Raw genomic sequence first — 19,069 nt, forward strand, 5'->3', positions numbered from 1 at the left:
AGCAATGAGCAAACAACTTCAAGACGCATATATCGTCGCCGCGAGCCGCACGCCGATCGGCAAGGCGCCGCGCGGCGTGTTCAGAAACACGCGCCCGGACGAACTGCTCGTCCACGCGATCAAATCGGCCGTGGCCCAAGTGCCGGGACTCGATACCAGCGTGATCGAAGACGCGATCGTCGGCTGCGCGATTCCCGAAGCCGAGCAAGGGCTGAACGTCGCGCGCATGGGCGCACTGCTCGCCGGGCTGCCGCAGTCGGTCGGCGGCGTGACGGTGAACCGCTTCTGCGCATCCGGGCTGACGGCGCTCGCGATGGCGGCGGACCGCATCCGCGTCGGGGAAGCCGATGCGATGATCGCGGGCGGCTGCGAATCCATGAGCATGGTGCCGATGATGGGCAACAAGCCGTCGCTGTCGCCGCATATCTTCGATCGCAACGAAGATGTCGGCATCGCATACGGCATGGGGCTGACGGCGGAACAAGTGGCCGAACGCTGGAAGGTGAGCCGCGAGGCGCAGGACGCGTTCGCCGTGGAGTCGCATCGCCGTGCGCTGGCGGCGCAGCAATCGGGCGAATTCGCCGATGAAATCGCCGCCTACACGCTGAACGAGCGCTTCCCGGATATCGCGTCCGGCGAAGTGCGCGTGAATGCGCGCGAGATCGCGTTCGACGAAGGCCCGCGCGCCGACACGACGCTCGAAGGTCTCGCGAAGCTGCGCCCCGTTTTCGCGAACAAGGGCTCGGTGACGGCGGGCAATAGCTCGCAGACGTCGGATGGCGCGGGCGCGCTGATCGTCGTGTCGGAAAAGATCCTGAAGCAGTTCAACCTGACGCCGCTCGCGCGCTTCGTGAGCTTCGCGGTGCGCGGCGTGCCGCCGGAGATCATGGGCATCGGGCCGAAGGAAGCGATTCCAGCGGCGCTCAAGGCGGCGGGTTTGAAGCAGGACGACCTCGACTGGATCGAGCTGAACGAGGCGTTCGCGGCGCAATCGCTCGCGGTCATCAACGATCTCAGCCTCGATGCATCGAAGGTCAATCCGCTCGGCGGCGCGATCGCGCTCGGGCATCCGCTCGGCGCGACGGGCGCGATCCGCTCGGCGACGGTCGTGCACGGCCTGCGCCGCCGCAACCTGAAGTACGGCATGGTGACGATGTGCGTCGGCACCGGCATGGGCGCGGCGGGCATCATCGAACGCGTTTGATCTCGAATGGTCCGCGAGTGCGGTCGCTCGCGGGCCGACATGAAGGAGACAGCGGATGGACATTCAGATCGAACGCGCGGAAGGCGTGCTGAGCATCGTGCTCAATCGGCCGGACAAGAAGAACGCGATCACCGCGGCGATGTATCAGGAAATGGCCGACGGCCTTTACGAAGCGGAGAAGGACCCGGCGGTGCGCGCCGTGCTGCTGCGCGGCAACGGCGGCGCGTTCAGCGCGGGCAACGACCTCGAAGACTTTCTCAACGATCCGCCTAAGGACCAGGACGGGCCCGTGTTCCAGTTCCTGCGTCGTTTAAGCGCGATGCCGAAGCCCGTGGTCGCGGCGGTATCGGGCGTGGCGGTGGGTATCGGCACGACGATGCTTCTGCACTGCGACATCGTCTATGCCGCGAAGCACGCGAAGTTTTCGCTGCCGTTCGTGCAACTGGGGCTGTGTCCGGAGGCGGCGTCGAGCTTGCTGCTGCCGGGCATCGCGGGATATCAGCGCGCGGCGGAGAAGCTGCTTCTGGGCGAAGCGTTCGATGTCGATGAAGCGATCAGCATGGGCTTCGTCAACGGCGCGATGGAAGCCGCCGAGTTGGACGCCTATGCGTTCGAGCGTGCGAGACGGCTCGCGGCGCTGCCGGCCGGATCGCTGCGCACGACGAAGGCGCTGATGAAAGGCGCGCAGTCGATGGACGTGGCCGCGCGCATGGAAGAAGAGGCGGCGCATTTCGCGCGGATGCTCGTCGCGCCGGAAGCGCGCGAAGCGTTCGCGGCGTTCTTCGGGAAGCGGAAGGCGGATTTCAAGCAGTTCGAGTGAAGCCGCTCACTCCACGTCGTATTCGACGAAACTGCTTTCCCGCGCAAAGCTCACGAGCCGCAAGCCCGCCTGCTTCGCGATAGAGATGGCAAGCGACGTCGGCGCAGAAATGGTCACGACCATCGGCACGCCGACGCGCGCCGACTTGCGCACCAGCTCGTAACTCGCGCGGCTCGACAGGAAGACGAAGCCTTGCGTCGTATCCACGCGCTGCAGCACGAGCTGACCGATGAGCTTGTCTAGCGCGTTATGCCGGCCGACATCCTCGAACGCGAATCGCACGGCGCCGCTTTCGTCGCACCACGCGGCCGCGTGCAGGCCGCCGGTGAGCTTCGTCAATCGCTGATGCTCGGGCAATTCGCGCGCCGCGCGCTCGATCGCATCGGGCGCGAGCCTCGCGAGAAAGCCCGTGTCCGGCACGCGCTCCGGCTGAAGATCCAGCAAGTCGATGCTCTCGATCCCGCACACGCCGCAACCCGTGCGCCCCGCGAGCGCCCGCCGCTTGTCCTTCAGCGATGCGAACGCCTGCTGCACGACTTGCAGATGCACTTCGGCGTGCGGCAGCGCGTGACCGTCGTCGCGGTAATAGACCTCGATATCGTGGATATCGCTTCCGCGCTCGACGATGCCTTCGGTCAGCGAGAAGCCCACCGCGAACGCTTCGAGATCGCGCGGCGTGCACATCATCACCGCGTGCGAGATGCCGTTGTACACCAGCGCGACGGGCCATTCCTGACCGACGTTATCACTCGCCGCGGCGATCTCCCCGCGCCGGTTTCTTCGCACTTGCCGTTCGACGTAGCCCGGCTGATCTTCGGTTTCGATTTGATTCACTTGACTGCACTCCGTTGCCGCACGAACGATGACCGGACGACGTCCGGGTATGCGGCTTGCTAAAGGAACGTGCTGTTCGCGCTGGTTCACAGGCGCACGCAGCGGCACAGATTTGCACGGTTCCAGCTCAATACCAGGCCCTACAATAACTTAAGCGGGCGATGCGCGCCGGCGCGCGCCCCTCAAACCAATGAGGCTATCGCCATGGGACTTTACGACGCCGCCCGTCTCTTTCAGTTCGAGATCGAATCCTCGGACAACCTGCGCTTCATTCCGCTCGCGGTCCGCTTCAATCTCGACCGCTTCGGCATGCGCATCTCGCTCGATCAATGGCAGATGCTTCCTTATGACGATCGCGTGCTGCTCGCGCGCTTTCCGATAGAAGACGAAGCGGAACTGGAGAAGAACTTCGACCTCGCGCTCGAAGAGATGCTGAAAACGCACGCGAACGCCGCGCCGGAAAAGATTCCGCGCGATACCGAGCCGGTCTGGGCGCATACCGACGCCGTGCCCGAGACCGTCATCCGCCAGAGCAGTCTCGCGGGCGTGAGCGCGCCGAGCCTCTCGCGCTGGGCCCAACTCGACCGCTTCCAGCGCTATGCGCTCGCCAAGCTGTCGCGCAACACGGACAAGGCCAATCACGACTTCCTGCCCGCGATGCGCGAGTTCGGGCTGGCCGAGTAGGCCGCCGAATAGGGCGAGCGAAAGTTTTTTCCACGCGGCACTAAAGCCCGCGTGAACGCTGCCGTTATCCACGTTATCCATTAATCGCGGTGTGAATCTCGTGTTCGCACCGCGCTTTTGCGTGGGCGCGCGCGGCATGGGCGCATCCATCGCGGAACAACAGGATCGGCCCGTCGCTCATGACTCGTTTCCTCTCCAGGCGTTTGCTGGTCAACACCGCCGTGGTCCTCGCCGCGCTCGGCGCGAATGCGTTCGTCGCGTGCGAGCGGATCGCGGATCTGCGCGACAGCAACGCCCGCACGCTGCGCTCGATGAGTCTTCTCCGCGATATCTCGGCGTATCGCGGCGCGCTCGGCGAGGCGCTCACGCAACTGAGCCGTTTCGAGGCGACGGGCGTGGCCGAGTCGGCGGCGCGGCACGAAGCGCGCGAAGCGCATCTCGACGCGCTCGAAAGCGGCCTGCGCGCCCAGACCGCGATGGAGCCGGGACTCGGCGGCGCATTCGAAGCGCTCGCCGCGCGCGCCGCGATCATGCGCGACGACGCGAATCTCGCCGACGAACGCGCTCGCAACGCCCCCGCCGACGACTCGCGCGCCTGGGCCGACGCCGCGTTCGTCAAGCTCGGCGAAGATCAGCAGGCGGTCGATGAAGAACTCGCGGCCGTCCGTTCACGAATCGACATGGCGACGATCGCCGCGCTCGACCGCTCGGCGACCGGCTCCAGCGGCGCGATGCTGCTGCTCGCGTTCACCATGCTCGCGGGCAGCGGCGTGCTCATCTATCTCTTCGCGAGCCACGAGCGTTCGTCGCGCGAAAAGCTCGGCGTCGCGCGGGCGAAGCATCGCAGCAACGAGCGATTCCGCAGCATGTTCGAGGCGCATCCGGTGCCGATGTGGATCGTCGACCGGGAAACGATGCGCTTCATTGCCGTGAATCCGGCTGCTATCGAGCATTACGGCTATTCTGAAGCCGAGTTCATGGAGATGACGTTGCGCGATCTTCACGTCGCCGACGACTTCGACCGTTTCACGGCGCGGCTCGCGCGCGGCGGCGCGGAAAGCGGCGAGCGGGCAAACGAGCGTACCGGTGAACGCGCGACGCGCGGCCAGCGATCGAGCGGCGTGTGGCGCTATCGGCATCGCGATGGCTCGACGATCAGCGCGGACGTGTCGCATCACGCGCTCACGTATTCGAACCGGCCGGGGCTTTTCATGCTCGCGAACGACGTGACCGACCGCATCAACGCGGAAGCGGAAGCGCGCCGTTCGAACGAAATGCTCGAAGCGGTCATCGACAACATTCCGCAGCGCGTGTTCTGGAAGGACCGCGAATCGCGCTATCTCGGCTGCAACAACGCGTTCGCCCGCGATGCGGGGCTCGCGTACAACGAGCAGGTCATCGGCAAGACGGACTACGAGCTGCCGTGGTCCTCCGCCTCCGACGTGGTGCGCGCCGACGATCAGGAAGTCATCCAGACGACCGTGCCGAAGATGCATTTCGAGCGCGACGTGCTCGTCGGCGACACGCTGCACACGGTCGTCACGAGCTTGCTGCCGCTGCTCGACGGCGAGGGCAATTCCATCGGCGTGCTCGGTTCGTATCAGGACGTGACCGAGCGCAAGCGCGCCGAACTCGCGCTGCGTCTGCAAAGCCGCGCGCTCGACGCGAGCGTGAACGCCATTCTTATCACCGGCGTGGTGAACGGCGCGAACGTGATCGAGTATGCGAACCCGGCGTTCAAGCGCATCACGGGTTACGAGCCGAGCGAAGTCATCGGGCGCGACTGCCGGTTCCTGCACGGCAAGGACAGCGAACAGGACGGCCTCGCGTCGATCCGCCGCGCGCTCACCGCGAACGCCGAAACGAGCGTCGTGGTGCGGAACTATCGCAAGGACGGGGCGCTGTTCTGGAATCAGCTGTTCGTCGCGCCGGTGCCGAATGCGCAGGGCATGACGACGCATCACATCGGCATCATCAACGACGTGACCGACCTGATGGACTATCAGGAGCAACTCGAATATCAGGCGAATTACGACACGCTCACGCGCCTGCCGAACCGCAATCTGCTGCGCGATCGCTTGCAACAAGCGATCGAACATGCGCGGCGGCGCGAATCGAAGATCGCGGTCGTGTTCATGGACCTCGACGGTTTCAAGAACGTGAACGATAGCCTCGGCCACAGCGTCGGCGACAGGCTGCTCGCGGTGATCGGCGAGCGGCTCGCGCGTTCTGCACGCACGAGCGATACGGTCGCGCGCCACGGCGGCGACGAGTTCGTGATCGTGCTGACGGATGTAACCGACGAAGCCGATCTCATTGCATGGATGGAGCGCACGCGCGCGGCGATTTCTGAACCGGTATGGCTCGACGAAACGGAGCTTTACGTCGGCTGCAGCATGGGCGCGAGTCTTTTCCCGCAGGACGGCGACGACGCCGAGACCGTGCTCCAGAAAGCCGACTTGGCGATGTATCGCGCGAAGGATCTCGGGCGCAACACGTATCAGTTCTACGAGCCCGAGATGAACGCGAGCGCCGGCGCACGCATGAATCTGGAGCGGCGGCTGCGGCGCGCGCTGCGCGACGGCGAATTCCTGCTGCACTATCAGCCGCAGGTGGATATGGCGACGCGTGCGATCGTCGGCATCGAGGCGCTCGTGCGCTGGCACGATCCGGAGCAGGGGCTCGTGTCGCCGGCGGCGTTCATTCCGGTCGCGGAGGAAAGCGGGCTGATCGGGCCGCTGTCCGAATGGGTACTGCGCGAGGCGTGCCGGCAGAACAAGGCGTGGCAGGACGCCGGGCTGCCGCCCGCGCGCATGTCGGTGAATCTGTCGGCGCGGCATTTCCAGCAGCGCGATATCGCGGCACTCGTCACGTCCGTGCTCGAAGAAACCGGCCTCGAGCCGCGCTATCTCGAACTCGAACTGACCGAAAGCGCGATCATGCGCAACGCCGACAACGCTGCGGCCATGCTCTCAGAGCTATCGGCGCTCGGCATCGGCATTGCCATCGACGACTTCGGGACCGGCTATTCAAGCCTGTCGTATCTGAAGCGCTTCCCGGTGCATCGGCTGAAGATCGATCGCTCGTTCGTGGCGGACATCGGCTCGTCGGGCGACGACGAAACCATCACGTCCGCGATCATCGCGCTCGCGCATTCGCTGGAATTGCAGGTGATCGCGGAAGGCGTCGAAACGGACGCGCAGCACGAATTCCTGCGCAAGCGCGATTGCGACGAAATGCAGGGCTTCCTTTTCTCACGCCCGATGCCGCACGACGCCATTCCGGGCTTGTTGAAGCAGGGCGTGCTGTTGAACTGACGAAGACGCCGCCTTTAATCCAGCGGCGGAAGCGCGCGCGGGCGGCGGTCGTTGTCGGTGGCGACGTAGGTGAGCGTCGCTTCCGTCACCTTGACGACTTCCTCGGCGAGGCTTAGGCGCTGCGCATAGACTTCGACGTAGACGGTGATCGACGTATTGCCCGTCTTCACGATGTCGGTATAGAAGCTCAGCAGGTCGCCGACGAATACCGGATTCTTGAACAGGAACGAATTCACCGCGATGGTCGCGACGCGGCCGTTCGCGCGACGGCTCGCCGGGATGGAACCGGCAATGTCCACTTGCGCCATGATCCATCCGCCGAAGACGTCGCCGTGCATGTTGGAATCGGCGGGTTGCGGCACGACGCGCAGCGTGACGGGCTTCTGAGGCAGTTTCGATTCTTCAGGCATGAAAGGTAGTCCGGTCCGCATGCCGCTCGACTGAAGGCAGGCGCGAGCGTGGCCTTGAACCTTCTGCGACAATGCTCATGTATAGGGAAAGGCCGCGCGCCGAAGCGCCGCAGCCTCCGATAAATTGTACGGGATGCACGCACGGCGTGTCCCCGCTTTCCCGGTCAGGCGTCCCCACGCCGCGCGTCGCCAGGCAACGTCCGCCACGTGCTTTTGAAGCGCCTCACAACTCGAACTCATGCGCCGCTATTCGAACACCGAGCCGGGCCCGGTCGCGCAAGGTCCGCGCAACGACTGGCAGACCATCCGCTCGCTGCTGCCTTATCTGACCACGTATAAGTGGCGCGTCGCCTTCGCGCTGACGTGCCTCATCGGCGCGAAAGTCGCCAACCTCGGCGTGCCGATCGTGATGAAGCGCATCGTGGACGGCCTCGCGTCCGTGCAGCATCTGACCGCGCTCGGCCGCGCGAACGATGCGCCGGGCATCGTGCTGATCGGCGGCATCGGGCTGCTCGTGGTCGCGTATGCGGGCGTGCGGCTTTCGACGTCGCTATTCACGGAACTGCGCGAACTGCTCTTCGCGAAAGTGACGGAAAGCGCGGTGCGGCAACTCGCGCTCAAGGTGTTTCGTCATCTGCATTCGCTGTCGCTGCGGTTTCATCTCGAGCGGCAAACGGGCGGCATGTCGCGCGATATCGAGCGCGGCACGCGCGGCATTCAGCAACTCGTGTCGTATTCGCTGTACAGCATCTTGCCGACGCTCGTCGAAGTCGGGCTCGTGCTCACGTTCTTCGTGACGAAATACGAGGCGTATTACGCGATCGTCACGCTCATCGCGCTGTGCCTGTATATCGGCTTCACGGTGAAGGTGACGGAGTGGCGCACGCATTATCGGCGCACGATGAACGAGCTGGATTCGAAGGCGAACTCGCGCGCCATCGATTCATTGCTCAACTACGAGACCGTGAAATACTTCGGCAACGAAGAGTGGGAAACGCGCCGATACGACGAGAATCTGCAACGGTATCGCGCGGCCGCGATCAAGTCGCAGCGTTCGCTTTCGATGCTCAACTTCGGGCAGCAGACGATCATCGGACTGGGACTCGTGTTCATTCTCTGGCGCGCGACGCAGGGCGTGATGGCGGGGCGGCTCACGCTCGGCGATCTCGTGCTCATCAACACGTTCATGCTGCAGCTTTATATTCCGCTGAATTTTCTGGGCGTGGTGTATCGCGAACTGAAGCAGGCGCTCACCGACATGGACCGCATGTTCACGCTGCTCGGCGCGGGCCGCGAAGTGCCGGACGCGCCGAACGCAGCGCCGCTTCGGGTGGCGGGCGGCGAAGTGCGATTCGAGCGCATGAGCTTCGCGTATGAAGCGGCGCGGTCCATCCTGCACGATGTCGACTTCACCATCGCCGCGGGCACGACGACCGCCGTGGTCGGACATAGCGGCTCGGGCAAATCGACGCTCGGGCGGCTCCTGTTCCGCTTCTACGATCTGGATCGCGCGGCGGGCGGGCGCATCGTGATCGACGGGCAGGACATTCGCGACGTCACGCAGGATTCGCTGCGCGCGTCGATCGGCATCGTGCCGCAGGACACCGTGCTCTTCAACGATTCGATCTATTACAACATCGCGTACGGTCGGCCATCGGCGACGCGCGACGAAGTGATCGCGGCGGCGCGGGCGGCGCACATTCATGACTTCATCGAAGGGCTGCCGGCGGGTTATGAAACGACGGTCGGCGAGCGCGGGCTGAAGCTGTCGGGCGGCGAAAAGCAGCGCGTGGCGATCGCGCGGACGCTGCTCAAGAATCCGCCGATCCTGATCTTCGACGAAGCCACGTCCGCGCTCGATTCGAAGTCCGAACGCGCGATCCAGCGCGAACTCGATTCGATCGCGCGCGAGCGGACGACGCTGATCATCGCGCATCGGTTATCGACGGTCGTGCATGCGCAGCAGATCATCGTGATGGATCATGGGCGCGTGGTCGAGCGCGGCACGCACGCGGAGTTGCTGCGCGCTGGCGGGCTGTTCGCGCAGATGTGGGCGTTGCAGCAGCAGCGGGCGGCGGAGCCCGCCGTCGAGCAGGGGGATGCGGCGAGGGTTTGAGGCCCAAGGTACGGCGCATCACTCCATCGCGTGTGCGCCGTTGATCGCGACGGCATCGCGCTCGTGCGCCGACAGCGCCGACCACCGCAGCCACTGTCCGCGCAGCACGAACAACGCGCCGAACGCGCACGTCGCGAGCACGCCGAACGTGGCGAAGCCCATCTGATAGCTGCCGGTGCTTTCCTTTGCAATCCCCATGATCACCGGCAGATAGAATCCGCCGATACCGCCCGCCGCGCCGACGATCCCTGACAGCAATCCCGTCTTGCCCTTCCAGCGATGCGGCACGAGCTGAAACGTCGAGCCGTTGCCGAGCCCGAACGCAAGATACAGACACACGAGCAGCGCGAGGCCGCCGGTCACGGGCGGCATCCAGATCGCGAAGGCGAAGTCCGCGGCGGCGATCAGCGCGAGCAGCACGAGCAGCGCGCGCACGCCGGTCACGCGATCGGCGACATAGCCGCCGAACGGCCGGACGATCGCGCCGAGAAACGCGAGCAGCGACATGAAGAGGCCGGCTTCGAGCTTCGGCATCTGATAAAGCGACGTCAGCAGCAGCGTCACATACGACGACATGCCGACGAAGCCGCCGAACGTGATGCTGTAGATGAGCATGACGACCCACGTATCGCGCTCGGCCAGAACCGAACGATAGCGGCGCGGCAACACGGCGATCGCGATGAGCGCGCCGATCACCGGCAGCAGCAGCACGCCCGCGCGCCCCGCGCCGAAAACGCCGCTGTGCACCGCGAGCACGAGCACGATGAGGCTCGCGAGCGTCACGCCGAAGCTGGCGAGCGCGCGCATCGTGCTGCCGGTTTTCTCGCCGGCATCCGACGCCCACGCGTACAGCGCGGCCGCCGTGATCGCGAGCAGCGGCAGCGCGGCGGCGGTCGATACTTTCCAGCCGAAGGCATCCGCGAGATGGGGAAACAGGAAGCCGTCGAGCACCGCGCCGATGTTGCCCGCCGCCGCGAGCCCGAGCACGAGGCCCTGCACCTTCGGCGGATAGTTGCTGCCGGCCATCGGCAACGCAACGGCGAAGCTCGCGCCGCCCATGCCGAGGAAGACGCCCAGCACGAGCAGCAGCGCATGCGACGGCACGCCCGGCACGAGCGGCAGCACGATCGACGGAATCGACGAAAGCAGCACGCCCATCAGCGCGATACGGCGGCCATCGGTCGATTGATAGAGGTTGCCGAGCGTCACGCGCAGGATCGCGGCGGCGAGCACCGGCACCGCGACGAGAAAGCCTTGCTGCGCGGCGGACATCGTCACGTCGCGGCCGATGAACGGCGCAAGCGGGCCGTACAGCACCCAGACGGTGAAGCCCGTATCGAAATAAAGGAAGCAGGCGAGCAGTGAGCGCCAGTTGCCGCTCTTGAGCGATACGACGAGATTCGACATTGCATGTCCCGGTGGATGCGAAGCGTTCGAGCGACGGCTTCGCGGCGGCCCGGACTTTTGCAACCATCATGCCAATCGCATGCATGTTTTCGCGAAGCGCGGCGCACGCACGCCGGAGCGCGTTCTGAGCGATAACGGGGACGACACTTCGAATAGAGGACACCGCACCGCTTCCGTGCGACGCGTCCGCCGATGGTGCGCTGCGCCACGCGCGTGCCCCGCTAAAATGCCGCATCCCGCATATCAAGGCGCGAATCCAGCATGGAACTGAAATGGCTCGAAGACTTCGTCTCGCTCGCGGAGACGCGCAGCTTTAGCCGATCCGCCGAGCTTCGGCACATCACGCAGCCCGCGTTCTCGCGGCGCATCCAGGCGCTCGAAGCGTGGCTGGGAACCGAACTCATCGACCGTTCTGTCTATCCGACGCGCCTCACGCAAGCCGGCAACGTGTTCTACGAACAGGCGCTCGCGATGCTCTCGCAGTTCCACGAAGCGCGCACGCTATTGCGCGGGCAGGGCGGCGTGCCGGCGGCGACCATCGAGTTCGCGGTGCCGCATACGCTCTCGCTCACGTACTTCCCGCGCTGGCTGCAGCATATCGAGGCGCGGCTCGGGCGTATCCGCACGCGGCTGCGCGCGCTCAACGTGCACGACGCGGTGCTGTCGCTCGTCGAAGGCGGCTGCGATCTCGTGATGGGCTATCACCATCCGAGCCATCCGGTCGCGCTCGATCCCGCCCGCTACGACATGCTCACGCTCGGCGCCGAACCGATCAGCCCGTTCTCCGCCGCGAACAAGGCGGGCCGCGCGCGCTACACGCTGCCCGCCACCGCCGATGCGCCCGTGCCGTATCTGTCGTACACGCCTAATGCGTACCTCGGCCGCATGACGGAAGTGATCATCGCCACTGCGCCGACGCGCCTTCATCTCGACAAGGTCTATGAAACCGACATGGCCGAAGGTCTGAAGGCGATGGCGCTCGCCGGCCACGGCATCGCGTTCCTGCCGCACAGCGCGGTGGAAGACGCGATCGACGAAGGACGCCTCATCCGGCTCGATCGCGGAACGCGCGGCACGCCCGCCGGTCAGTTCACGTTGACGATGGAAATCCGCCTCTATCGCGACAAGCTCGCATCGCAAGGCGACGAACCGCGTCAAGCACTGATGCGCGCGTTATGGGATGCTGTCGGTGAAGAATTGTTGAAGGCATCGGCGGAAACGCCCGCCGCGTAAGGCTTTCGGACGTTATGCAAGAAACGCATGATGGGATAAGGAAACGGCATTGGATTTGGAATCGCCGTTTTTCGACAATGCATGCATTCCACAACCGCTGGAGCATCAATGTCCTCCCCGAAGCTTGACCATGCCATCCCCTCGTATCTTCATGCCGACGATCTCGGCCCCTGGGGCAACTATCTGCGGCAGGTCGATCGCGTCGCGCCGTATCTCGGCTCCCTTTCCCGCTGGCTCGAAACCCTCAAGCGTCCGAAGCGCATTCTGATCGTCGATTGCCCGATCGAACTCGATAACGGCACGGTCGCGCACTTCGAAGGCTATCGCGTGCAGCACAACACGTCGCGCGGTCCGGGCAAGGGCGGCGTGCGTTATCACCAGGACGTGACGCTTTCCGAAGTCATGGCGCTGTCCGCGTGGATGTCGGTGAAGAACGCAGCGGTGAACGTGCCGTACGGCGGCGCGAAAGGCGGTATCCGCGTCGATCCGCGCACGTTGTCGCGCGGCGAACTCGAACGCGTGACGCGTCGTTATACGAGCGAGATCGGCATCATCATCGGGCCGAACACGGACATTCCCGCGCCGGACGTGAACACGAACGAGCAGATCATGGCGTGGATGATGGACACGTACTCCATGAACCAAGGCCAGACGGCGACGGGCGTCGTGACCGGCAAGCCCATTTCGCTCGGCGGCTCGCTCGGCCGCAAGGAAGCGACGGGACGCGGCGTGTTCGTCGTCGGCACTGAAGCGGCTCGCCGCGTCGGGCTCGACATCGAAGGCGCGCGCATCGCGGTGCAAGGCTTCGGCAACGTCGGCGGCATCGCGGCGCGTCTGTTCCAGGAAGCGGGCGCACGCGTGATCGCGGTGCAGGATCACACGGGCACCGTGTTCAACTCGAAGGGCCTCGATACGGTCGCGCTCGCCGAGCACGTTGCAAAGAACGGCGGCGTCGGCGGCTTCGCGGGCGGCGATCCGGTTTCGCGCGACGAGTTCTGGACCATCGAAAGCGACATCCTGATTCCGGCCGCGCTCGAAGGGCAGATCACCGAAGAGAACGCGCCGAAGATCAAGACGAAGATCATCGTCGAAGGCGCGAACGGCCCGACGACCACCGCCGCGGACGACATCCTGCACGACAAGGGCGTGCTCGTGATTCCGGACGTGGTCGCGAACGCGGGCGGCGTGACCGTCTCGTACTTCGAATGGGTGCAGGACTTCTCCAGCTTCTTCTGGACGGAAGACGAGATCAACCTGCGTCTCGAGCGCGTGATGCGCGAAGCGTTCGCCGCCGTGTGGCAGGTTGCAAGCGAACAACAGGTTTCGGTGCGTACGGCGGCGTTTATCGTGGCGTGTACGCGCATTCTGATGGCGCGTGAAATGCGCGGCCTGTACCCCTGATCGGCGCTGATCGTGCACGACGCAGGCGTTCGTTGCAACCGGTCGATGACGCGGCGCGCAGGTCGCGTCAGCGTCGTCTCGAAACAGGCGGACGGCATTCATCTGAATGCCGTCCGCTTTTTCTTTTTTTTCGCGTAATATGCGCGCCTACGCAGAGTTGCACCGGGTTGCACCGACCGTCTCATAAATGTCACGGACCTGCGGTTAACAATCATTCTTTCAGAATAATTACCCTGCTAAACTTGGCCCGGTTTTTCGCCATAGGAGATCGAACGATGAAGGTTAAAAAGGCTGCGCTGCTCGTCGCTGCGCTCGGAATTTTTGCTACGGGCGCTTACGCGCAGGACGCCGGCACGCTCAAGAAAATCAAGGACACGGGCGTGATCTCGCTGGGGCATCGCGAGTCGTCCATCCCGTTCTCGTACTATGACGACAAGCAAAACGTCGTGGGCTATTCGCACGAATTCGCGCTGAAGGTCGTGGACGCGGTCAAGCAGAAGCTCAACATGCCGAACCTGAAGGTGAAGCTCACGCCGATCACCTCGCAGAACCGCATTCCGCTCGTGCAGAACGGCACCGTCGACCTCGAATGCGGCTCGACCACGAACAACGCCGAGCGTCAGCAGCAAGTCGCCTTCTCGAACACGATCTTCGTGATCGGCACGCGCCTCATGACCAAGAAGGATTCCGGCGTGAAGGACTGGGCGGACCTGAAGGGCAAGACGGTCGTGACGACCGCCGGCACCACGTCCGAGCGCCTGCTTCGCAAGATGAATCAGGACAAGAGCATGGGCATGAACATCATCAGCGCGAAGGATCACGGCGAGTCGTTCCTGACGCTCTCGACCGGCCGCGCGGTTGCGTTCATGATGGACGACGCACTGCTCGCAGGCGAGCGCGCGAAGTCGAACAATCCGGGCGACTTCGTGATCGTCGGCGCGCCGCAATCGCATGAAGCGTACGGCTGCATGCTGCGCAAGAACGATCCCGAATTCAAGAAGGTCGTCGACGACGCGATCGCCAAGGTCGAAACGTCGGGCGAAGCGGACAAGATCTACAAGAAGTGGTTCGAAAGCCCGATTCCGCCGAAGGGCCTCAACCTCAACTTCCCGGAAAGTGACGACATGAAGGCTCTCTTCAAGAGCCCGAATGACAAGGCAATCGACTAACCGGTTCGAGCATCGAACGAACGAAACGGAAGGAGCTTGCTTCTTCCGTTTCTTTTTGGAGTGAGTCCATGTCTTATCACTGGAACTGGGGCATCCTGCTGAGTCCGGTTTCCACCGGCGAACCCACCACGTATCTGGGCTGGCTGATATCCGGCTTCTGGGTGACGATCACCGTGTCGCTCGCGGCCTGGGTGATCGCGCTCGTGGTCGGCTCGTTGTTCGGCATCTTGCGCACGGTCCCGAATCGCACGCTGGCGGGCATCGGCACCGTCTATGTCGCGATCTTCCGCAACATTCCGCTGATCGTGCAGTTCTTCGTCTGGTATCTCGTGATACCGGAATTGCTGCCGCCTTCCATCGGCAACTGGTTCAAGCAACTGCCGCCTTCGGCGCAGTTCTTTTCGTCGTCGATCATCTGTCTCGGGCTTTTCACCGGCGCGCGCGTGTGCGAACAGGTGCGCTCGGGCATCAACGCGCTGCCGCGCGGACAGCGCAACGCGGGCCTCGCGATGGGCTTCACGCAATGGCAGACGTATCGCTACGTGCTGATGCCGGTGGCTTACCGCATCATCGTGCCGCCGCTCACGTCGGAATTCCTCAACGTGTTCAAGAACTCGGCGGTGGCGTCGACCATCGGTCTGCTCGATCTGTCCGCGCAGGCGCGTCAGCTCGTCGACTATACGGCACAGACGTATGAATCGTTCATCGCGGTGACGCTCGCTTACATGCTCATCAACCTCGTCGTCATGCTGTTGATGCGCTGGATCGAAGCGAAGACGCGGCTGCCTGGCTACATCGGAGGCAAGTAATGCATCAGTTCAACTGGAGTGGCGTCATCGGGGCGCTGCCTACGCTGTGGACGGGCGCGATCATCACGCTGCAGATCACGGTGCTCGCCATCGTCATCGGCATCATCTGGGGAACGGTGCTGGCGCTGTTCCGCCTTTCGGGCATCAAGCCGCTGCAATGGTTCGCGGGCGCGTATGTCACGCTGTTCCGCTCCATCCCGCTCGTGATGGTGTTGCTGTGGTTCTTCCTGATCGTGCCGCAATTGCTGCAGAACGTGCTCGGGCTGTCGGCGGATATCGACATTCGCCTGGCATCGGCGATGGTCGCGTTCTCGCTCTTCGAAGCCGCGTACTATTCGGAAATCATCCGCGCCGGCATTCAGGCAGTGCCGCGCGGTCAGGTGAATGCGGCGTTCGCGCTCGGCATGACCTACGGCCAGGCGATGAAGCTCGTCGTGCTGCCGCAGGCGTTTCGCGCGATGGTGCCGCTTTTGCTCACGCAGGCGATCGTGCTGTTCCAGGATACGTCGCTCGTCTACGTCATCAGTCTCGCGGACTTCTTCCGCACGGCGACGAATATCGGTGACCGCGACGGCACGACCGTCGAAATGGTCCTGTTCGCTGGGGCATGTTATTTCGTGATTTGCGTGGTGGCGTCGGCCCTCGTCAAAAGTCTTCAGAAAAAGGTCGCAAGATGATCTCTATCAAGAATGTTTCCAAGTGGTACGGGCAGTTTCAGGTGTTGACCGACTGCACGACCGAAGTGAAGAAGGGCGAGGTCGTCGTGGTGTGCGGCCCGTCGGGTTCGGGCAAGTCGACGTTGATCAAGACCGTGAACGGTCTCGAGCCGTTCCAGAAGGGCGAGATCACGATCAACGGTCAGTCGCTGACGGACAAGAAGACGAATCTGTCGAAGCTGCGTTCGAAGGTCGGCATGGTGTTCCAGCACTTCGAACTGTTCCCGCATCTGTCGATCGTGCAGAACCTGACGCTCGCGCAGATCAAGGTGCTCGGCCGTTCGAACGACGAAGCGACGCAGAAGGGCCTGAAGCTGCTCGATCGCGTGGGCCTGCGCGCGCACGCGGACAAATATCCGGGGCAATTGTCGGGCGGTCAGCAGCAGCGCGTGGCGATTGCGCGCGCATTGTCGATGGACCCGATCGCGATGCTGTTCGACGAGCCGACATCCGCGCTCGATCCGGAGATGATCAACGAAGTGCTCGACGTGATGGTCGAACTCGCGCAGGAAGGCATGACCATGATGTGCGTGACGCACGAAATGGGCTTCGCCAAGAAGGTCGCGCATCGCGTGATCTTCATGGACAAGGGCTTGATCGTGGAAGACGACCAGAAGGATGCGTTCTTCGCGAATCCGAAGTCGGATCGCGCGAAGGACTTTCTGGCGAAAATCCTGCACTGAGCGCTTTTGGGTTTTCCCAGGGCAGCAAGAGACGCGGCGCTTCGAGAGAAGCGCCGCGTTTTTTTATTCGATGCCCAGTTCCGATTCCACCGCCGCCGTCGTCCTTATCTCGTCGATCTTCAGCGCCGAGCCGACGCAAGCCTTCGCGAGCGGCTCCGCCGCTTTCTTCGCCACCGCCTCCGGCACCGGAATGTTCACCGTCCGCGCGAGCGCGCCTTGCTGGAACATCGCGAGATCGCCGGGCGCGAAGCGCGTCCAGATTTCGTTGTCCGTGAGCGGCGACGTGGCGATCACCGCGACGCGATCTTCCGGCGTCGTGTACTTCGCGAAGTCGATGGACATGTCCGCGTCGATCAGATGCGCCGTCGAGAACGGCCAGCTTCTAACCAGATAGTACAAATGCGTCGAGCAGTGGGAGAAGAGCGCCTGTCCGTTCGACATCAGGAAATTGAAGACGCCGTACTGCGTGATGTCGCGCGTGAGCGTGGCGAGGGCATCGAAGAGTTCGTCGAGCGGCGGCTGCGATTGCGGAAACGCGCTGCGCAAGCCTTGCAGCAGCGCGCAAAAGGCGAGTTCGCTGTCCGTCGTGCCGACCGGCTGATACACGCCCGTCAGTTCGGGCGCGTGGCCGTTCAGGTCGCCGTTATGCGCGAAAATCCAGTGCCGTCCCCACAATTCGCGCATGAACGGATGGCAATTCTCGAGCAGGATATGCCCCTGCGTCGCCTTGCGAATATGCGCGATGGTGTTCTTCGACTTGATCGGATAGCGCTTCACCATCTCCGCGAGCGGCGAACTGGCGGACGACTGATGATCGATGAAAAGCCTGCACGCCTTGTCCTCGAAGAACGCGATCCCCCAGCCGTCCGCGTGGTGATCCGTCATTCCGCCGCGCGCCGCGAAGCCGGTGAACGAGAAGGTCACGTCGGTCGGTTCGGCGCAATTCATTCCGAGAAGTTGGCACATTTGCTTCAGGCAGACGGGCTAAGGCCGTGGGGCCGGGTTGATACAATACGTCCGACAAGCATATCACCCGGGCCTCTTCGAAAAAATCGAACGACGCCCGCGCCAGCCGCGCGTTGTGCGATTTCCACGGCGATTTTTTCCGGTGCGCGCGGCCTTCGAAGCGCAGTTTCGGCGCATCCTGCTTGCGGTTTGCTTACCTCTTCCAACGTCTTCGCCGTCACCACGCCATGTCCGCCCATTCCGCTTCGAACTCGACCCTGACATTCGCCCGTCCCGACGACTGGCACCTTCACGTGCGCGACGGCGCGACGCTCGCCGCCGTCCTGCCGCACACCGCGCGCCAGTTCGGTCGCGCGATCATCATGCCGAACCTTAAGCCGCCCGTGACGACCACGGAGATGGCCGCGGCGTACCGCGAGCGCATTCTCGCGGCGCTGCCGAAGGACGGCGCGGCGGCGCGTTTCGAGCCGCTGATGACGCTCTATCTGACCGACAACACGCCGCCCGAAGAGATCCATCGCGCGCGTGAAAGCGGCTTCGTGCATGGCGTGAAGCTGTATCCGGCGGGCGCGACGACCAATTCCGACGCGGGCGTGACGGACCTCGCGAAGTGCGCGAAAACGCTCGAAGCGATGCAGGCAAGTGGCGTGCCGCTGCTCATCCACGGCGAAGTGACCGACGGCGATATCGACGTGTTCGACCGCGAAAAGGTGTTCATCGACCGCGTGATGACGCCGCTGCGCCGCGATTTTCCGGAACTGAAGGTCGTGTTCGAGCACATCACGACGAAGGACGCCGCCGAGTACGTGCGCGACGCGGAAGGTCCCATCGGCGCGACGATCACCGCGCATCACTTGCTGTTCAACCGTAACGCGATGCTCGTCGGTGGCATCCGCCCGCACTATTTCTGCCTGCCGGTGATCAAGCGCGAGACGCATCGCGTGGCGCTGGTCGAGGCGGCGACGTCGGGCAATCCGCGCTTTTTCCTCGGCACGGACAGCGCGCCGCATCCGAAGGGCCTGAAGGAGCACGCGTGCGGTTGCGCCGGATGCTACACGGCGCTGCACGCGCTCGAGCTTTACGCCGAAGCATTCGACAAGGCCGGCGCGATCGACAAGCTGGAAGGTTTCGCGAGCTTCCACGGCGCCGATTTCTACGGCCTGCCGCGCAGCACGGACACGGTGACGCTTGAGCGCGCATCGTGGACGCTGCCTGCGGAATTCGCAGCCGGCGACACGCAGATCGTTCCGCTGCGCGGCGGCGAATCGATCGGCTGGCGTTTCGTCGACGGGAATTGAGT

General features: G+C 63.9%; 16 protein-coding genes. 12 read left to right on the forward strand and 4 right to left on the reverse strand.

Features of this window, described 5'->3' with window-relative positions; translation table 11 throughout:
* Positions 1 to 4 precede the first annotated feature (4 nt).
* Together AWB72_RS02760 and AWB72_RS02765 are read left to right on the forward strand one after the other, a co-directional pair.
* Positions 5 to 1,204, forward strand: a complete 1,200-nt coding sequence (locus AWB72_RS02760) for an acetyl-CoA C-acyltransferase (RefSeq protein ID WP_040052992.1) — start codon at positions 5 to 7, stop codon at positions 1,202 to 1,204.
* Positions 1,205 to 1,259: 55 nt separating this feature from the next.
* Positions 1,260 to 2,024, forward strand: coding sequence for an enoyl-CoA hydratase (locus AWB72_RS02765; protein ID WP_040052991.1), 765 nt, complete (start codon positions 1,260 to 1,262; stop codon positions 2,022 to 2,024).
* Positions 2,025 to 2,030: 6 nt separating this feature from the next.
* Here the strand turns inward: AWB72_RS02765 and fdhD are convergent, their stop codons facing one another.
* Entirely contained in the window at positions 2,031 to 2,858 is an 828-nt protein-coding gene (fdhD, locus tag AWB72_RS02770; protein WP_040052990.1) for a formate dehydrogenase accessory sulfurtransferase FdhD, read from the reverse strand.
* A 204-nt stretch (positions 2,859 to 3,062) separates the two neighbouring features.
* On the opposite strand from fdhD, the gene AWB72_RS02775 reads away from it, so the two are divergent.
* Positions 3,063 to 3,542: a nitrate reductase associated protein gene (locus AWB72_RS02775; RefSeq protein WP_040052989.1), complete on the forward strand. Its 480-nt coding sequence runs from the start codon at positions 3,063 to 3,065 to the stop codon at positions 3,540 to 3,542.
* Between the two features lie 179 nt (positions 3,543 to 3,721).
* Complete coding sequence (locus AWB72_RS02780; protein ID WP_040052988.1) at positions 3,722 to 6,859, forward strand: sensor domain-containing protein; 3,138 nt, start codon at positions 3,722 to 3,724, stop codon at positions 6,857 to 6,859.
* A gap of 14 nt (positions 6,860 to 6,873) precedes the next feature.
* Here the strand turns inward: AWB72_RS02780 and AWB72_RS02785 are convergent, their stop codons facing one another.
* Positions 6,874 to 7,269: an acyl-CoA thioesterase gene (locus AWB72_RS02785; protein ID WP_040052987.1), complete on the reverse strand. Its 396-nt coding sequence runs from the start codon at positions 7,267 to 7,269 to the stop codon at positions 6,874 to 6,876.
* Positions 7,270 to 7,507: 238 nt separating this feature from the next.
* Here AWB72_RS02785 and AWB72_RS02790 point away from each other — a divergent pair, with 238 nt between their 5' ends.
* Positions 7,508 to 9,385, forward strand: coding sequence for an ABCB family ABC transporter ATP-binding protein/permease (locus AWB72_RS02790; protein WP_040052986.1), 1,878 nt, complete (start codon positions 7,508 to 7,510; stop codon positions 9,383 to 9,385).
* Between the two features lie 18 nt (positions 9,386 to 9,403).
* On the opposite strand, the gene AWB72_RS02795 is transcribed toward AWB72_RS02790, so the two are convergent.
* On the reverse strand, positions 9,404 to 10,792 hold the full coding sequence (locus AWB72_RS02795; RefSeq protein WP_040052985.1) for an MFS transporter: 1,389 nt from the start codon (positions 10,790 to 10,792) through the stop codon (positions 9,404 to 9,406).
* 261 nt (positions 10,793 to 11,053) lie between these two features.
* Here AWB72_RS02795 and AWB72_RS02800 point away from each other — a divergent pair, with 261 nt between their 5' ends.
* From AWB72_RS02800 to AWB72_RS02825, 6 genes are all read left to right on the forward strand, one after another.
* The gene (locus AWB72_RS02800) at positions 11,054 to 12,025 is read left to right on the forward strand and encodes a LysR substrate-binding domain-containing protein (RefSeq protein ID WP_040052984.1); all 972 of its coding nucleotides are present in this window, start codon (positions 11,054 to 11,056) and stop codon (positions 12,023 to 12,025) included.
* Positions 12,026 to 12,133: 108 nt separating this feature from the next.
* Positions 12,134 to 13,426, forward strand: a complete 1,293-nt coding sequence (locus tag AWB72_RS02805; RefSeq protein WP_040052983.1) for a Glu/Leu/Phe/Val family dehydrogenase — start codon at positions 12,134 to 12,136, stop codon at positions 13,424 to 13,426.
* Between the two features lie 275 nt (positions 13,427 to 13,701).
* Positions 13,702 to 14,595 carry a glutamate/aspartate ABC transporter substrate-binding protein gene (locus AWB72_RS02810; protein ID WP_040052982.1) on the forward strand — a complete coding sequence of 298 codons (894 nt, stop codon included), beginning with the start codon at positions 13,702 to 13,704 and terminating at the stop codon, positions 14,593 to 14,595.
* 68 nt (positions 14,596 to 14,663) lie between these two features.
* On the forward strand, positions 14,664 to 15,404 hold the full coding sequence (locus AWB72_RS02815; RefSeq protein WP_040052981.1) for an amino acid ABC transporter permease: 741 nt from the start codon (positions 14,664 to 14,666) through the stop codon (positions 15,402 to 15,404).
* On the forward strand, positions 15,404 to 16,081 hold the full coding sequence (gene gltK, locus AWB72_RS02820; protein ID WP_040052980.1) for a glutamate/aspartate ABC transporter permease GltK: 678 nt from the start codon (positions 15,404 to 15,406) through the stop codon (positions 16,079 to 16,081). The genes AWB72_RS02815 and gltK overlap by 1 nt, the downstream gene beginning before the upstream one ends.
* On the forward strand, positions 16,078 to 16,803 hold the full coding sequence (locus AWB72_RS02825) for an amino acid ABC transporter ATP-binding protein (RefSeq protein WP_040052979.1): 726 nt from the start codon (positions 16,078 to 16,080) through the stop codon (positions 16,801 to 16,803). The genes gltK and AWB72_RS02825 overlap by 4 nt, the downstream gene beginning before the upstream one ends.
* A 63-nt stretch (positions 16,804 to 16,866) precedes the next feature.
* Here the strand turns inward: AWB72_RS02825 and AWB72_RS02830 are convergent, their stop codons facing one another.
* Complete coding sequence (locus AWB72_RS02830; RefSeq protein ID WP_084593118.1) at positions 16,867 to 17,769, reverse strand: class II glutamine amidotransferase; 903 nt, start codon at positions 17,767 to 17,769, stop codon at positions 16,867 to 16,869.
* A 227-nt stretch (positions 17,770 to 17,996) separates the two neighbouring features.
* On the opposite strand from AWB72_RS02830, the gene pyrC reads away from it, so the two are divergent.
* Complete coding sequence (gene pyrC, locus AWB72_RS02835; RefSeq protein WP_040052977.1) at positions 17,997 to 19,067, forward strand: dihydroorotase; 1,071 nt, start codon at positions 17,997 to 17,999, stop codon at positions 19,065 to 19,067.
* Positions 19,068 to 19,069 lie beyond the last annotated feature (2 nt).

Origin of the sequence: Caballeronia concitans (assembly GCF_001544615.1) — a bacterium.
GTDB classification, from domain to species: domain Bacteria; phylum Pseudomonadota; class Gammaproteobacteria; order Burkholderiales; family Burkholderiaceae; genus Caballeronia; species Caballeronia concitans.